Source organism: Streptomyces sp. NBC_00237 (assembly GCF_026342435.1).
Taxonomy (GTDB): domain Bacteria; phylum Actinomycetota; class Actinomycetes; order Streptomycetales; family Streptomycetaceae; genus Streptomyces.
The window spans coordinates 116788-134690 of the sequence record NZ_JAPEMT010000005.1; the positions used below are offsets into that span (position 1 = coordinate 116788).

The 17903-nt window shown below is 66.8% G+C and carries 4 protein-coding genes; all 4 read left to right on the forward strand.

Translation table 11 applies throughout. The features are described from left to right. Nucleotides 1-121 precede the first annotated feature (121 nt). Genes OG897_RS36410 through OG897_RS36425 form a run of 4 tightly spaced genes read left to right on the forward strand, consistent with a single transcriptional unit; the run spans nucleotide 122 to nucleotide 17791 of the window. Nucleotides 122-3277 carry a DEAD/DEAH box helicase gene (locus OG897_RS36410; RefSeq protein ID WP_266663960.1) on the forward strand — a complete coding sequence of 1052 codons (3156 nt, stop codon included), beginning with the start codon at nucleotides 122-124 and terminating at the stop codon, nucleotides 3275-3277. Further along, nucleotides 3274-8748: a hypothetical protein gene (locus tag OG897_RS36415; protein WP_266663962.1), complete on the forward strand. Its 5475-nt coding sequence runs from the start codon at nucleotides 3274-3276 to the stop codon at nucleotides 8746-8748. The genes OG897_RS36410 and OG897_RS36415 overlap by 4 nt, the downstream gene beginning before the upstream one ends. After that, a complete protein-coding gene (locus OG897_RS36420; RefSeq protein WP_266663963.1) occupies nucleotides 8745-15455 on the forward strand; it encodes a DEAD/DEAH box helicase in 6711 nt (2236 codons plus the stop codon). Before OG897_RS36415 ends, OG897_RS36420 begins: the two co-directional genes overlap by 4 nt. Continuing rightward, complete coding sequence (locus tag OG897_RS36425) at nucleotides 15452-17791, forward strand: UvrD-helicase domain-containing protein (RefSeq protein WP_266663965.1); 2340 nt, start codon at nucleotides 15452-15454, stop codon at nucleotides 17789-17791. The genes OG897_RS36420 and OG897_RS36425 overlap by 4 nt, the downstream gene beginning before the upstream one ends. The last annotated feature ends 112 nt before the right edge of the window (nucleotides 17792-17903 follow it).

Below are 17903 nucleotides of genomic sequence, written 5' to 3' on the forward strand. Positions count from 1 at the left end.
GACATTCGCACCCTCCGTCGTGCTCATCCTGCTACTGGCGGACGGCCCCATGCGCTACATATGGCATGCATTGAAACCGCTCACGAGCACCTCTCTCACCACGAATATCTAGGAGCACCACGTGACCACGGCGATGCAGCCCGAGGTTCCTGAGGCCAGCAACGCCGAGCTGGAGCGGAACGGCTCGTCTGCCAGCCTCCGCCCTACTTTCGCTCCAGGTGCCCAGGTGCGCATCCGTGACGAGCAGTGGCTCGTGAAGTCCGTCGAGGAATCACGTGACGGGCTGATGGTGGAGGTCAGCGGAGTCTCCCCGTTCGTACGCGGCACCGACTCGGTCTTCTATGCAGGGCTCGACCAGATCGACGTGCTCGATCCGCGGCGTACCCGCCTCGTCGCCGACGACACCGCCCGGCACGCCAAAGCGCGCCTCTACCTGGAGGCGGTCATCCGCAAGACCGCTCTCCCCCAGACCGAGCACGGTATCGCGCTCGCCGATTCCTACCTGATGGACCGGCAGGAGCATCAGCTGCGCCCGGCAGAGTTGGCTCTGTCCATGCGGAATCCGCAGCCCCGCGTCCTGATCGCGGACGTGGTCGGTCTGGGTAAGACGCTGGAGATCGGCATCACGCTCTGCGAGCTGATCCGGCGCGGGCGCGGCGAGCGTATTCTCGTGGTCACCCCGGCACATGTCCTGGAGCAGTTCCAGCGTGAGCTGTGGACCCGGTTCTCGCTGCCGCTGGTGCGCCTGGACTCCACCGGCATCCAGCGCGTACAGCAGGAGATCCCGGCCGGCCGCAACCCCTTCGCGCACTTCAAGAGGGTCATCGTCTCCGTCGATACGCTCAAGTCGGCAACGTACGCGCACCACTTGGAGAACATCGACTGGGACGCCGTGGTCATCGACGAGTCCCACAACCTCGTCAACAAGAACACCCGCAACAACCGCCTCGCCCGTCGCCTCGCCGAACGTACCGACGCCCTGATCCTGGCCTCCGCGACCCCGCACAACGGTGATGCAGAGTCCTTCGCCGAGTTGATCCGGATGCTCGACCCGGCAGCCATTGCTGACCCGAAGAATTACGAGGTCGATGACCTCGCCCACCTCTACATCCGCCGGACCAAGACCGACCGCGAGGTGCGTGACGGCCTCAAGGGCAAGCCGTGGGCCGACCGGGGTGACTCCCTGCCGATCCCGGCCGAGGCGACACCAAAGGAAGTCGCCGTCCTGGAAAAGCTCGCGAACCGGTGGACCCCCGGTGATCCTGCCCGTTCCTCGGTGTGTGCCGACCCGCTAGTGGCGTACGGCTTCCTGAAGGCGTTCCTGTCTTCCCACGTCGCGCTCGGCAAGTCCCTGCAGAGCCGCCGCGCGTATCTGGAGGACCCGAAGCGCAACAAGGCAGCGGACGGCAAACCGGAGCGCCGTGCCGCACTCGCCGCCGAGAGTGCCGCACTGACCGAACTCGAAGGCCTGCTCGCGGACTTCACCGACGACGACTCCGCTAAGCTCGAAGCACTCGTCCGCACCCTGAAGGGCCTCGGCGTCGGCCCGCGCTCCGAGCGTCGCGTCGTGGTGTTCTCCGAGCGGGTGCACACCCTGAACTGGCTCGCCCGGGTCGTGCCGGAACAGCTCGGCTTCAAGGAAAAGAAGCTCGCCGAGCCGGACGTGACGCGCCCGTGGAAGGCGTATGGCGGCGCCGTCGAGGTCATGCACGGCGACACCACCAACGACCAGCAGCAGCAGGAGATCGTCGACCGCTTCGGCCGCCGCGACGAACCCGTACGCCTCCTCTTTACCGGCGACCTCGCCTCTGAGGGCGTCAACCTGCACCACCAGTGCCACGACCTCGTGCACTACGACCTGCCCTGGTCCCTCATCCGCATCGAACAGCGCAACGGACGCATCGACCGTTACGGTCAGGCCGTCAGCCCCGAGTTCCGGGCGATCACCCTCACCGCCGACGTGCCCTGGCGGCGTGACGAGGACAGCGGCGAGACGCTCACCCTCGACGACCGGCTCGTCGGCACCCGCCTGCTTCGCCGCGAAGAACAGGCCAACCAGATCGAGACCGGCGAAGGCAGCGCCGAGGCCGTCACCGGCCTCTACAACGACAAGAAGGAAGAGGACCGCCTCACCCGCGACCTCATCAAGGGCTCCACCGTGGACCGCTCCATCAAGGAGTCCCGACAGGAGGCGGGCAACGTCCTCGCCGGGCTCCTCGCCAACGTCCACGCCCGCATCGCCGACCCGGCCGCAGCCCCCGCCGCCGCAGGCAAGGCGCCGGTGGCCGAGGCCGACGTACCGCACGTGTTCGCCGACACCAAGGCGTACTTCGGCGCGGCGCTGGACCTCATCTACCCGCAGGCCGAACGCGAGGCCCTCGACTTCAAGCCCGAGACCGCAGGCGGGCGCATCGAGTTCACCCCGCCCGACGACCTGCAGTACCGCTTCCGCGAACTGCCGAAGTCGTACCTGGAACAGGAGAAGATCCTCACCACGCCCCGGTACGACGGCACACTCCGCCTCACCTTCGACAAGCAGTACGCCGCCGACCGGCTGGAAGCCGCCCGCAACGCCAAGCAGGGCAAGGGCGACCAGCCCACCTCCCAGTGGCCCAACGTTTCGTACGTCTCCGACATCCACCCCGTCCTCGACTGGGTGACGGACAAGGTCCTCGCCAAGCTCAAGTACGACGAGGCGTTCGTGCTCGCCTACCAGGCCGATGCCGTCAAGGCCAAGAAGATCGACGAGGCGCTGCCCGCCGCCCTCACCGGCCCGGTCTACCTCCTTCAGGGCGTCTACTCCAACGCCGCGGGCAGGCCCACCGTCGTCGAGTGGATGGCCGTCACCGGTCTCGGCGAGACCGGTGGGAACCCCCGCGTGTGGTGCATGGACTCGGCGTTCCTCGCCGCCTGCGGCGTCGGCCCGACCATGCCGGGCCGGGGCAGGCCCGTCGACCCCGAGAAGCTGCAGGCGCTCGTCCCCGCCGCCGTCGAGGTCGCCGAGACCCACATGCGGGTGCGCCGCAGTGACTACGACCGGCAGGTTGACACCTACCTCGCCCCCTACGAGAACCGGGTCGAGGTCTGGGAACAGGCCGCACTGATTGCTGTCGGCAACCAGCAGCGCCGCCGCGAGCAGGTGACCGACACGGCCGCCGGCCGCCGCGCCCTGGTCCGCCGTCTTCGTACCGCAGGCGACCCCATGCTGCGGGTGCTCGCCGTACTCGAACCCCTCCACCCCGCCACCGCGCACGTCGCCGAGGAGTCCGCACGATGAGCTACACCTACGACTCCTTCGCCAACCGCGGCGAGTACCTCTCCGCCCACTACTTCAGTGAGGAGCTGGAGAACACCCTCAAGAAGAAGACGGCGGGCGACGAGGGGCTGTTCACCCTGTGGACCACTCGCGAAACCGACGAGCACGACCCGAGGCCGACGCCCCGCGAGGCCCTGCCCAAGCTCCGCGGCGACTACCTGTCCACCGCCCGCCCCTTCTTCCTCTCCGCGCGTGCGAACGAGGAGCAGGACCTCATCGGGAGCACCTACGACGACCCGTCGGGAGAGTGGCCCGAGCGAGTTTCCGCCTGGCACGCGCGGGTTCTCGCCGCCCTCGGATACGAGGCGACCGACGAGACATCGCGTCCGCTCGTCGTGTACAGCGCGGGCAGAGAGTACGAAGTCCAGACAGCGTGGCACGGTGACGGCATTGTCGCACTCGACTGCGGATGGACCGCGAGCCTGGACGACGCCCTGGAGGCCGATGGCGGCCCCGGGCGCCTGATCCACCCGCTCAAGACGGCGGAAGGACTGATCGAGGCGGGCGAGAAGCTGGCCGGGTGGCTCGCCGAGAGCGAGCTGTACGAGCCCGGCGGCGACGCCCCTCGCTTCGTCCTCCTCCTGTGCGGCGGCGTCCTCGTCCTCGCCGACCGCAACGCCTGGCGCGAAGGCCGCTACCTGGCCGCCAGCCTGGACGCGGCCTTCGCCCGGAACGACCTCGCCAAGTCCGGCGAACTGGCCCTCCTCGCCGCCCTCTTCTCGCACGACATGCTCGCGCCCCGCGCCGACGGCAAGGGCCGCCGCCTCGACGCCGTCATCAAGGCATCCCGCGACAACGCGGTCGGCGTCAACTCCGAGCTGCGCAAGGGGCTTCAACGCTCCGTCGAGATCATCGCCAACGAGGTCCTGGCCCGGCTGCGGAGGGAGGGCCTCGAACCGCGTGACATCGAGGACCTGGAGAAGGGGTCGTTCGCCCGCCAGCTCACCCGAGAGTCCCTGCGATACCTGTACCGCGTCCTGTTCCTCCTGTACGCCGAGGCCCGCCCAGAGCTGGGCATCCTGCCGGCCGACGACTCGACGTACGAGGCTGGCTACTCGGTAGCTCGGCTGCGCGAGCTGGTGGCGAGGGAACGGAAGCTGGTCGACGAGGAGAGCCGCAAGGGCTTTCACCTGTACGCGTCTCTCGACGTCCTGTTCAACAAGGTTAACTTCGGGCACCGCCCGCACGGCACCGAGCGCGACGACCACCTTCCCGCCGACCAGCGCAGTCAGGGGCGTGGCCTGCGCTTCGAGGCGCTGAGCAGCGAGCTGTTCGACCCCAAGAGCATCACCCTCATCGGTACCCAGATCCTTGACCCCAGGTGGGACGAGGACGGGGGTACGGAACCTCGCTGGCTCGACCTGCGGCTGCGCAACGAGGCCCTGCACGAGGTGCTGCGGCTGCTCACCATGAAGGAGGCGGGAGTGAAGGGGCGGCAGGGTGGCTTCATCTCGTACCGCAACCTCGGCATCAACCAGCTCGGGGCTGTGTACGAGGGCCTGATGTCGTACACCGGCATCATCGCCGACGAGGAACTCGCGGAAGTCGCCAAGCCGGGCGCGAAGAAGCAGGGCGGCAAGCAGTACGGCGACCCGGAGAAGGGCTCGTGGCTGATTCCCGCGGGCCGACTGGGCGACTACCCGGAGAACACCTGGGTCGTCCACTCCGCCCAGGACGCCGAACAACAAGGCTTGCGCGGGCCGAAGAAGTACGAAGCGGGCAAGTTCGTCTACCGTCTTGCCGGGCGTGACCGAGAAACGTCTGCCTCCTACTACACGCCGGAGTCGTTGACGCAGGTCACCGTCGAGCTGGCGCTCAAGCACCGCCTCACGGACGAGACGCGGGCCAGCGAACTGCTGAAGTACACGATCTGCGAGCCCGCGCTCGGCTCGGGCGCGTTCCTCAACGAGGCAATCAACCAGGTCGCCGACGAGTACCTGAAGCGGCGGCAGGTGGAGCTCGGTGTCAGCCTGGACGCGTCGAAGGCCCTCGAAGCCAAGCAGAAGGTCAAGGCGTACATCGCGCTGCACAACGCGTACGGCATCGACCTCAACGCGACGGGCGTCGAACTCGCCGAGGTGTCGCTGTGGCTGAACACCATGCACCCCGGCATGCGCGCACCGTGGTTCGGGCTGCACCTGCGGCGTGGCAACTCGCTTATTGGGGCGCGGCGTTGGGTGTACGAGGCGGACCGCATCAAGAAGGAGCGGAACGTCGGCGGTACGACGCCGGTCAAGCTGCCGTTCCGCGATGTGGAGGGCGGAGGCGCGGAGCAGACGTTGCCCAAGGGGGCGGTGCACCAGTTCCTGTTGCCCACGCCCGGGTGGGGTGCGGTCGCGGGAGTGAGCGGGGATGCGAAGAAGCTCGTCGAGCAGCTCGCCGGCCCGCAGCTCAAGCAGCTGAAGGCGTGGAAGAGTGGGGTGCAGAGCAAGCCGAAGACGACCGGCGGGAAGAGCAGCCAGCTTGCACGCTTGCAGGCGGCGGCAGAGCGGGTCGAGTTCCTGTGGCAGCTCGTCGCGAAGCGGATGGAGCTGAGCGAGCGGGAGATCGCCCGAACGATCGAGGTGTGGGGGGCAGAGCGGGAGGAGGACGCGGAGGAGTACGCGTTCCTGCGCCGCGACAAGGAGAACTCGGACGGAGAGTCCCTGCCGCTGACGAAGGAGCAGGTGTTTAAGGACCTGTTCGAGGCGGAGGGGTCGCCATATTGGCGGCTCAAGCAGGTCATGGACGCGTGGTGCGCGTTGTGGTTCTGGCCGCTGGATCGGGTGGGGCTGCTGGACGGGACGGACGTGGAGTACGAGACGGCGCCAGTAGTGACGGTTGATGCGCTTTTGTCCTCCGGGGTGCCGCAGGTGGGAGAGGCGGAGCCTGCGCCCGAGCCTCGGTACGTTGAGAGCCGGTTGCTGTTCGCGTTGAACGGCGACCAGATGGCCTTCGATGATGACGCGGACGAGGGGAATCTCGTTGAGACGAAGCAGATCAAGCAGCGTAGGGCAACGTCGGCTCTGAAGAAGGGCAACGGGACGCAGCAGCGCCGTGCCGTCATCCCGCTGAAGGAACTAGACGACTGGATCGCCTTCGTGGAGTCAATGGTCGGTACGGTGCCGGTCCCGGAGGCGACCTTTGCTACGACCGCCGATTCACTGGAGGAGCTGAAGCTTCTGGAAGAGGTCATCCAGGGGGAGATGGGTATGGACGACGCCCGGAAGGCAGTGGAGACGCGATACCCATGGATGCGCCTCGTACGGGATATCGCCAAGGAACAGGGCTTCCTGCACTGGGAACTGGACTTTGCGGGGGTGTTCACGAGTTCGGCCGGAGGGTTCGATCTGCAGGTTGGGAATCCACCGTGGGTTCGGCCGCAGTGGAAGGAGAACCCGGTTCTCGGTGAGCATGAGCCCTGGTTCATGCTCACCGAGAAGCAGAAATCAGGGGAAAAGAATAGGCGGAGGAACGGTGAACTCGAGCGGGCGGAGGTGCGGGAATATTTGCTGAAGGAACTAATCGGCACCTTGTCTACCTCCAGTTACTTGTCTGCGTCCGCGACCTATCCTCTTATCGCGGGTACCAAGCCTGATCTTTACCGGGCCTTCATGTGCGAGGTTTGGGATCATTTCGGGCTGTGTGCCACGGCCGGGATGGTGCACCCAGACACACATTTTTCTGGAGACGATGAGGCGAGGCTGCGGGAGGCTGCATATCGAAGGTTGCGACTGCATGGGGATTTCGTTAATGCAGGTAACCGGTTCTTTCCGTCGCCGGTAGGTAGGTCAAGTCATTTTGGTGTCCACGTCTACGGAGGTGTCCAGGAAATTTCCTTTGACTCGCTTTCTTGGCTATTTACTGTGGATTCTCTGCGTCTATCCTTCGGTCATGATGGAAATGGGGTTGCTCCGGGTGTCAAGAATGATGGCTCTTGGGACGAGCGCCCTCATCGATCCAGAGTGATCCGGGTTACCTTGCAGACTCTTTCACGATGGCAAAAGCTCTCTGGGAGTTGGGCCACGCCATTGGAGCAGACCTGGATGTTGACGCCGGTCAGCAATCTCGAAGATGCCGCAATCGATGCGTTGTCGAACTACCCTATCCGCATGGGTGACGATCGGCATCAAATCAGCCCGGGACTGAGTGAGACCGTCGTGAAAGAACACCGCTATGGCCCTGATGGCGATGGTCCGCTGATTGAATACAATCAAGGTCGTGAGCAGCTTGGAGAATGCGAATCGTATTGTCTCGGGGACGTGATCCTGCAAGGTCCACAAGTTGGTGTCTCGAACCCAATCTTTAAGCAGCCCAGTCAAGGTTCTGGGGAAATGCGAGGCATGAATCATCTGCATATTCCCGATGGTCAAATGCCCGAAAGCGAGTTCATTCCTGCAGTGGATCGTTTGACATACCTTTCCGAGCAGGATAAATGGGAAGTGTATTCGTCGACACGGGTTTCTGAATCCTGCTTCTGCGGGCCTTCTTCACGGTGTGGCGGGCGGGCCTCATTCGGGAGTGGTGTCGAGCGCCCAGGTGCAACGGTTGAATATTCTCGATTCTATCGAATGGCCTGGCGCGAATGGATTGCGATGGATACGGAGCGAAGTCTCTACTGTGCAGTTATTCCTCCGGGTCCTAACCACCTTCTGACGCTCTGTAGTGCAACGCTCGGCAGCGACTTTCAGACCGTGCTGACGACAGGATTCTGGTCGTCTATTCCGCTGGACTACATGCTCCGAATCACGGGTACCAAGCATCTTCAGCCATCCCCGGCCAGGCGCATGCCCGTTCCTTCCCTTGATCATCCCCTTGCTCCTGCTCTTCTCCTCCGCGCCCTTCGCCTCAACGCTCTCACCACGGCCTATGCCGATCTCTGGAGTGACCTTTACGATCCCAGGTGGCCCGGCTACGAACCCTGGGCCGTCTCTTGGCCCGGTATGAAGACTGAGCTGCATGCCGTTACCCCTTCATGGCAACGCGACAGCCCCCTCCGCACCGAGTACGCCCGCCGTGCAGCGCTCGTCGAAATCGACGCGCTCGTAGCGGTGTGGCTCGGCATCGATGCGGACACCCTCGTTGCCATGTACCGGGCCCGGTTCCCGATCATGCAGGACTTCGACCGGGTGACCTGGTTCGACGCCACCGAGCGGAAGATCGCCGGGGACCGCTACACCTACGGCTTCGATCAGACCAAGGACCACTGGGCCGAGTTCGAGGCTTACCAGGAGGTGGTCGGCGAGCCTTCGGACACCGGTGTCCTCCCGGCCGAGCCCAATTCTGAGTTCCCCGAGGCAGCCACACCCCCCACCGGTTACACCGCCCCCTTCTACAAAGCCAACCGTGAGCGCGAAATGCGTGCTGCCCACGCCTACTTCAAGCAGCGTCTCGACGCGGCCGTTGCCCAGGGTCTGTGGGACCCGGAGACCATGGAGGTTCCGTCCCGATGAGGCCGACGCTCGAAGCGCAGGGGCTGAAGGAGAGCCTGCTTCAGTACCTGTCGACGACCTACGGTCTCGCGGACGAGGGCGCCCGTAAGGCGTTGGAGGCGTTCCTCGGGAACGAGACCACCGGCATGTTCCGGGGCCCGTACCTCCGCCTCCGTACGCCCTTCACCCGAGCCGACGACGGCTGGCAGCAGCACCTGGACTGGCGGCGTACCGACGACTGGTCCCCGTACGCGCACCAGGCCCGCGCGTTCGCCCGGTTGACCAGCAAGGACGGGCACACACCGCAACCCACCCTCGTCACCACCGGCACTGGCTCCGGCAAGACCGAGTCGTTCCTCTACCCCATCCTCGACCACTGCGCCCGCGAGCGCGCGGCCGGGAACACCGGCGTCAAGGCTGTCTTCCTCTACCCGATGAACGCCCTCGCCACCGACCAAGCAGGCCGTATCAACGACTTGCTCACCGGTCACGGCGAACTCCATGGAGTGCATGGTGGGCTGTACATCGGGGACAAGGCAGCGACCCACTATGAACGGGTCTACACCCGCCGCCAGGACATGCAGCTGTCCCCGCCGGACATTCTGATCACGAACTACAAGATGCTGGACCTGCTCCTCCAGCGGGCGTCCGACGCTCCGTTGTGGGAGACCAGCGACATCCGGTACGTGGTGGTCGACGAGTTCCACACGTACGACGGCGCCCAGGGCACCGACGTCGCCATGCTGCTGCGCCGGCTCGCTGCGGCCGTCGGGGCGACCCGGCCGGGTGAGCCGCTCGGCTCGATCACGCCGGTCGCGACCTCCGCGACGCTCGCCTCCGGCACGGACGAGGACGGGCTGGCCCGGCTCCTGGAGGTGGCGACTCAGGTCTTCGGTAGCACGTTCACTGAGGACGCGATCATCGGTGAAGACCGGCTGACGGTCGATGAATTCATCCCGAACGCCAAATTCCTGCCCGGCCAGGTTCCGCCGCCCGAGGCACTTACCGTTCTACCTGATCCGACCTCCGGTCCCGACGCTCTCGCGGACCTCGTCGAAGCCGTCACCGGTGCCCGTATCACTGACCCGGTGGCCCTCGGCGCCGCGTTGAAGCGCAACCGGCTGACGTACGCGGTGCTGAAGGCCTTCGACGGCTCGGTGCACACGTACGACGAAGTTCTCGATGTGATGCGTCGCAGTGGAGCCAGCACCTGGGACGAGGCGATCACGACGCGACCGCAGGTCGCCGCCTCCGCCCTCGCCCGGTTCGTGGCGTTGCTGTCCGTGGCTCGCGATCCGGATGCGCCGAAGGATAAGCCCCGGCCGCTTGTGCAGGTTGAGGTGCACCAGTGGGCGAGGTCCGTTACGCGGATGCTGAGGGGCGTTCTGCCGTGGCCGAGAGCGGAGTTTGCCTGGGACACGGCCGGTGCGGTGCGGGAGCCCCGGACCACGCCGGACACCACCGCGTCCCAGGACACCCGGGTGTTCCTGCCTGCCGTGTACTGCCGGGAATGCGGTCGCTCCGGCTGGTCGGTGCTCGCGCCCGAGTCGGACTTCGAGGAGCTGGGCTTCGAGGCGCACAAGATCCGCCGGGCCACCGTCACCGCCGCGAAGGCGAAGGTGCGCACCCTGGTCGCGGCCACCGACAACGAGGCTCGCGAGGGCAACGGGCGCACCGCCATGGACCGGGCGGCCCAGAAGTCGCTGACCACCGGCGGCGCGGGCGTGCTCATGGTTCTCGACGGGCAGGATCAGAAACTTCGGCTGCCCGATCCGCAGGACGACTACGACGACGAGAGCAACCCGCGTCCCGCCGGGCCCGACTCGGCGTTCGTCCTCGTCCAGCTCGGCGACAACGCCGAACGCGCTGCGAAGGACGACTGGTGCCCGGCCTGCGGGACGCACAACGCGATCCGCTTCGTCGGTACGGGTTCGGCTGCGCTCGCCGCCGCCTCCGTCACCCAGCTGTTTACCGGCGGGGAGATGGACAAGAAGCAGCGCGAGACGAAGACGTTGATGTTCAACGACTCGGTGCAGGACGCCGCCCACCGGGCCGGCTTCGTCGCATCGAGGTCGTACACGTTCTCGCGGCGGGCGTTGTTCGCCAAGCACCTGTACGAGGGGCGACCGCTCGCCCTCAACGACCTCGTAGCCGATGTCGTCGAAGCGACCACCGACCGCAAGACGCTCGCGGCCGTCGTACCGCCGGATCTGCACGACGACGCGGGAGTGGCACGGTTGCTCTCCGGGAAGGGACGCGGGGGTGACCGCAAGACCTGGGACCTGATCGGGGAGCGGTTCGCTTTCGAGGCCGTTATGGAGTTCGGGCTGAGGTCCCGTAACGGCCGAACCCTTGAGCTGACCCGCACAGCGGCCGCCTGGGTGGACATCCCCGACAAGCAGGCCGCCGTGGCGCTCGTACGGAGAGTGCACGAGGAGGCCGCGCAGCGTGGGCTTGCTCTCACCGAGCACGACGACGCCCGCTACCTGGCCTTCCTGCGGGCCTTCCTGGAGCGGTTGCGGACGCGGGGCGCAGTCGGTCACCGGTGGCTGGAGAAGTACCTGGAGGAGGCTGGCACCAGCCGGTTCTTCATCTGGCGTGGGCGTCCGCGCGGCATGAAGGCGTTCCCCAAGGGAGTGTCCGCGCCCAGCTTCCTGCTGGCGCGGCCCAAGACGGGCAGTGAGTTCGACGTCGCCGCCGGGCGGCTGTCCTGGTACCAGACCTGGGCGCAGCGCTGCTTCGGCATGACTCGGGAGCAGGCCGACGACTTCTGGGTGCGGCTGCTGCCCCGGCTGACCGACGCCGGGCTGATCGCGGTGGGCACCCCGCGCGACACCGCCGCCCGCTTCCACGGACTGCAGCCGGGCGCCGTGCAACTGCAGCTCCTGTCTCACGCGCAGGTCAACGTGGCGTACGTACGCTGTCCCAAGTGCTTCTGGGAGCAGACCACCCACCCCGCATTGCTCGCGCAGTACCACGGCCAGCCGTGCCCTGCCTACCGTTGTGCCTCCGGCCGTCTCGTGGCGGGGGACCGGTGGCTGGAGACCGTCGACCGGCACGACCGGGACCGCGACTACCGCAACGATTACTACCGGGGGCTGTACCGACGGGCCGGCACCTACCAGGTCATCACTGCCGAACACACGGGGCTGCTCACCCGCGCCCAGCGGGAGCGGACCGAGGCGGCCTTCCGTAAGGGCGACGGGTTCAACGACCCCAACGTGCTGTCCTGCACGCCGACCCTGGAGATGGGCATCGATATCGGCGACCTGTCCGCCGTCGTCCTTGGCGCGCTGCCGCGCCGCCCGGCCAACTACGCCCAGCAGGCGGGGCGGGCCGGCCGTCGTACCGGCAACGCTTTCCTGCTCACCATCCCTGACAGGAAACGCCGAGACCTGTACTTCCTGGACCGGCCGCGCGACATGATCGACGGACGGATCGTGCCGCCGGGCTCGTACCTCTCGGCCATCGAGATCCTGCGTCGCCAGTACACCGCCCACCTCCTCGACCTCGCTGCCCGCGGCCGACTGTTGCGTGAGGACGGCAAGCCGCTCGCCGCCCTGTCGCGTCGGGTCGACGAGCTCTTCGGCCCCTCCGGCTACCTCACCGACTTCGCCGAGGCCGCGCTCGCCCACGGCGAGGAGCTGGTCGCAGGGTTCCTCGCGCTCTTCCCGACCGGTGTGAGTGAGACTGCGCGGGCCGAGCTCAAGCAGTACGCGGTACGTGGCATCCGTAGCGAGGTGGAGAAGGCCGAGCGAGCCTGGGAGCGCGAGAACCAGAAGCTGCGTACCCGTATCCGTACGATCCGGTCCGCGATCGACGAACTCAAGGACGGCGACGAGGAACAGGCGGGCACCAAGGCCGAGTTGGAGGCCGAGCTGCACGCCAAGTCGAAGGAGGGGGCCGCGCGCCAGCGGCGGCCTGCTCAGGAGGTGCTGTGCGACCTGGGGCTGCTGCCCAACTACGCGCTCATCGACGCCGTGACCACCTTGGATGCCACCGTGTACTGGCCCGAGGGAAAGACTGCCGAGGGACGGGACACGTACAAGACGAAGGCGTTCAGTTACGACCGGCCGCGCGGCTTCGCGTTGTCCGAACTGGCCCCCGGCAACACGTTCTACGCCGAGGGCTACAAGCACCGGATCACCGGAATCGACATCGTCACGGGCAAGGACCAGGACTGGCGGCACTGGCGGTTCTGCCCCTCCTGCGGCTACGTCCGCACCGAGAATGCCGAGGATGACATCTCGCCCTGCCCGCGCTGCGCAGACACGGGCATCGCGGATTCCGGCAGCCTGTGGCAGATCGTCAAGCCCACGGTCGTCACTGCCCGGGAGAAGCGGGAGGACGCCAGGATCGGCGACGAGAGCGACGATCGAGACCGCCGCTTCTACACGACCGTCGATATGGTCGACATTGCTCCCGAACACTTCGCCAAGGGCAAGTCCTGGCGGCACAAGAGCCAGATCTTCGGCGTTGACTACACGCGCCGTGCCGTCATCCGGAAGATCAATGCCGGTCCGCTCAGCGTCGGTGCGCAGGAGAACGACCAGCTCGCCGGGCAGGCCGTGCGGATCGCCCCGTTCCATGTGTGTACCGCCTGTGGGGCAGCGAGCGCGGACGGGCGACCCGTCTTCGACGACGACCGCGACGCCGTTGACAACTCCGCCAACCGGCAGCGTGCGTTGAAGCACCACACGCCCTGGTGCCCGCTGCGACGTGGGAAGGAAGACGCTCCGCAGGAGCCCGTACTGCTCGCTCATGAGCTCACGACGGAGGCCCTGCGGATTCTGTTGCCCGCCGCCACCGTCCTCGTCGAGGAGAAGGTCCATTCCTTCCAGGCCGCCCTGCGGCTTGGTGTGGACGCCGCCTTCGGGGGCGACCCGCAGCACCTCGACACCACGCTCGCCACCATGCCGGACCGTGACACTGCCGAGAAGCGACACTTCCTCGTCCTGTTCGATCGCCTCCCGCACGGCACCGGATACCTCGACCGACTCACCGACCCGGACGCGTTCCGGCAGGTCCTCGACGACGCGCGGCGGCTCATGCTGGAGTGCCCCTGCCGGGAAGAGCGGGGTGTGGCCTGCCACCGGTGTCTCTACCGCTACACGGAAGAGCGGCACATCGAGAGCGTCTCCCAACAAGCCGCCCTGGAGATCCTGAACGAACTCCTGGGCACCGAAACCGACGCCTGGGACGTCGCGCCGGTCGGCAACACCGACCGGATCGGCCTCGACGGACAGGTCGAATCAGACCTCGAAGCCCGCTTCCTCAAGGCGCTGCGCGGCTGGTCTGCGCAGCGCGAGGACACCGACCTGGACGAGAGCGGTGACAACAGCGGCTACCTGCGCCTCAAGGACGCCGATACCGTCCACGGCTGGCGACTGACCGCGCAACGCAATGAGGGCTACACCCGTACCGACTTCACCTTCGAGCACACCGACAGCCCCAAGCAGAAGATCACCGTCTACCTGGACGGCCACCGCTACCACGCCACCCGGCGGCACAACCGGCTCGCCGGTGACGCCGACAAGCGCAACCGGCTGCGCGCGGACGGCCGCGTCGTCTTCCAGCTGACCTGGGACGACCTCGACGCTTTCGAACGGAAGACAGGTACGGCACAAGGGGCCGCGGTTGGCAGAGAAGCAGCGGAACAGGTCTGGCCGCCGTACCCGCGCAGCGCCCAGGACCTTGCCCGGCAGCTGTACCCGCAAGACGGTGACGACCTGGCCGCGACCGCCTTCACCGATCCGATGAGCATGCTCCTCGCCTACCTGCGCAGCCCCGACAGGGCAGCCTGGGGCAAGCGTGCTTCGGCCGTGGTCGGCGGGCTCCTGGCCACTGACAACCAGCCGCTCGTCACGAGCGGAACTCCGGATCGGACCCGCCAGGCGCTCGACCTGCTCCTGAACCGCTGGGGGGACGCAGACGGCGTCGATCCGGCGCCGGTGCAGGACAAGGGCACGCTCAGCCTGTTCCAGGCCAGCGACCAGACCGGACTGCCCGTCGCCTTCCTCGTCGATGCCGTGACTCAGCGGTGGACCGCGCTGGTCTGCCTGGACGACACTCTTCCCGACCACCTGGGCACCCCTGAACACAAGGCACGGTGGCGGGCCTGGTTGCAGTGGTCCAACCTGCTGCAGTTCCTTGCTGACGACGGCGGTGACGGCGTCCAGCTGACCACCTCCAGGGCCGGCGGATTCGATACGTCAGTGCTGAAGGCGTTCGGCGGGATCGGGGAACTGGAGTCCCTGGTCGTCGAGTTCGGTGCCGGGGTCGCAAGGCCGCCGTCTTCGACGGACCGCCATCCGGGCGACTCCCGTGTCGAAGCGGCGCTGCGCGACCTGTTGTGGGACCGGGACATCCTCGAAATTCTCGATGAGGACGAACCCGACGCTGCCCTCACCCGCCTTGCTCACACCCTCGCCGACCACGGCAAGCAAGCCCCTGCGTACGGCTACGAGCTCGGCGAGCGCGGATGGCTCGCGGACTTCGCTTGGCACGACTCGGCCCAGGAGCTGCGGATCGCCGTCATGGCCGAGGCGCACGACCACACGGACGAAGAGAGCGACAAGACCTGGCGCGCCTACCGCGACGCCGGGTTCAACGTGCGGTCGGCCGACGAGTGGCTTGCCGACATCAGTGAGATCCTCGCCGCAGTCCCTGACGCGGCGCCCCGCCCGGATTCCCCCGCCGACCTCGACGAACAGAGTGCTGACCGATGACCGCGCGCCTGAGCCTGTACCAGAAGGCCGAGAACGAGCTCTACAAGATGGACTCGTCGGTCAAGACGAAGTTCTACGACTTCTGTCACCAGTTCCGCAACGACCCCGACCATCCGAGCCTCGACCTCAAACCCCTCAAGGGTGACGGGCGCATCTTCCGCGCGAAGATCGACCGCTCGTACCGGGCGCTCCTTGCCCGTGCCGGGACCGGTGCCGACGGGGTGCGGCAGTGGCTGATCGTCGCCGTCCGGCATCGTAAGGACGTCTACGAAGAACTCACCGTCGCCATCAACCGGATCACTGGCGAGATCGAGTTCGTCGACCTCGGAGTCGTCGGCCAGAGCGTGCTGCAGCGCGCGGGCGTCCGGCTCACCCCTGCGCCCGAGGAACAGGCTGCAGTGGCGTCGACCGAGCCGGTGGCTGCACAGCCCATCGAGCCTGTGGTTCCGCAGTCCACCGAGCGTGTCGTTGTTGAGCCCGCCGCACGACTGCTGGTCGGACACTCCGCCGAGGACCTGCGTCGGTTGGGCGTCGCGGAGGCTCTGATCGATCTCGCCCTGAATGTGACCAGCGAGGACGAACTCGACCAGCTGATCGCCGGTGCACCCCGGCTGACGGCGGAGATCCTCACCGGCCTAGGCTCCGGCATGCCGCTCGACGAGGTCGAGCAGGAAATTACCCGTCCCGCAGCTGCCGAACTCGAACCCGGCTTCGAGGACGACATGGCGGCCGCCCTGGCCCGTACCGCGGTCACTACTGTCGACGACGACATCCGCAACGTCCTCGCCGAAGGCGACTTCCGTGCCTGGAAGGTCTACCTCCACCCCACCCAGCGCAAGATCGTCGAGCGGAACTACAACGGTCCCGCCCGCGTCAGCGGCGGTCCCGGCACCGGCAAGACCATCGTCGCCCTGCACCGCGTCGCCCGCCTGGCGGCAGCCCTACCGGCCGGCCACGGCAAGCCGATCCTGCTGACCACCTACACCAAAAACCTCACCGCCGACCTGCGCTCCCGGCTCACCTCCCTCATGGGCCCCGAACCCCTTGCTCGCGTCGACATCAAGCACATCGACCAGCTTGCCCAGAGCGTCCTCAACGAGAACGTCGCCCCTGGATCACAGCGCAGCGTCATCGGCGACGACCCCGCCCTGAACGTCCTGCGCGAAGTCCTTTTCGAGCACGATGAGCAGCGCTGGGACGCGGAGTTCCTCTTCGACGAGTGGCAGCAGGTCGTCCTCGGCCAGTCCATTGCCACCCGACAGGACTACTTCAAGGCGCGACGCGCAGGCATGGGGCGGGCCCTGAGCCGACCCGAACGGGCAGTCATCTGGAAGCTCCTCGACCAGTTCACCCTGCGTCTCAACAGCATGAGTCGCGAAACGTGGGCTCAAGCCGCTGAACGTGCCGCCCGCTACGAGTACGAGCGGGCCCGGAAGATCCAAGCCAGGGCCGAGCGCAAGCAGGACATCGGCGGCGGTGACCTGACCCACCTCGACGACAACAGCTCAGCCATGCGCTACCTGCGCCACCGGTACCAGCACATCGTCGTCGACGAGGCCCAGGACCTGAGCCCCGCGCACTGGAAGATGCTGCGGGCAATGGCCGCCCCTGGCCCCGACGACCTGTTCATCGCCGGTGACACCCACCAACGCATCTATGACCGCCAAGTCACCCTCTCCACCGTCGGCATCAACATCCGCGGCCGTGCCTCGAAACTGACCCTCAGCTACCGCACCACCCAGGAGATCCTCGACCAGGCGGCCAAAGTCGTTGGCGACGCCCCGTACGACGATCTCGACGACGGAACCGACACCCTGGACGGCTACCACTCCCTGCTTCGCGGCCCTGCCCCTGAACTTGTCCCCTGCGCGGACTGGAACGAGGAGATCACCCGGCTTGCCGAGGCCTTGAAGGAATGGCGCGCCGAGATCGCAAGCCCCGCCGAGAACGGAACCGTACGCGACCCCAGCGGCACTATGGCCGTGTGTGTCGCCGACAGCGACATGGCCGGACGCGTCGCTACAGATTTGGAGATCAAGCACGGCATCACGACGGCGACCCTCACCAAGGAGGGGCCGCAGGGCGGCGGCGAGGTCCACATCGGCACGATGCATCGCTTCAAGGGCCTGGAGTATCAGAAGCTCGCCATCGTCGGCGCGAGCGACGGCATCCTCCCGCGGAGCTCCATCACCGAGAAGTACGCCACCAGCGACCCCAGGCGCTACGAGCGGGAGCTCAAGAAGAGCCGCAATCAGCTCTTTGTCGCCAGTACCCGGGCACGAGACGCGTTGCGCATCTCCTGGCACGGCAACCCGAGCCCGTTCTTGCCTGTGTAGGTGACGCGGCGCGTCGGCTCGCTCTTCTCGCCCCTGCCACGTGTTTCGAGTGGCAGGGGCTGGAGCCGCACCGCGGGGACCGACACAGGCACCTCTGGGTACGTGTTCAGAT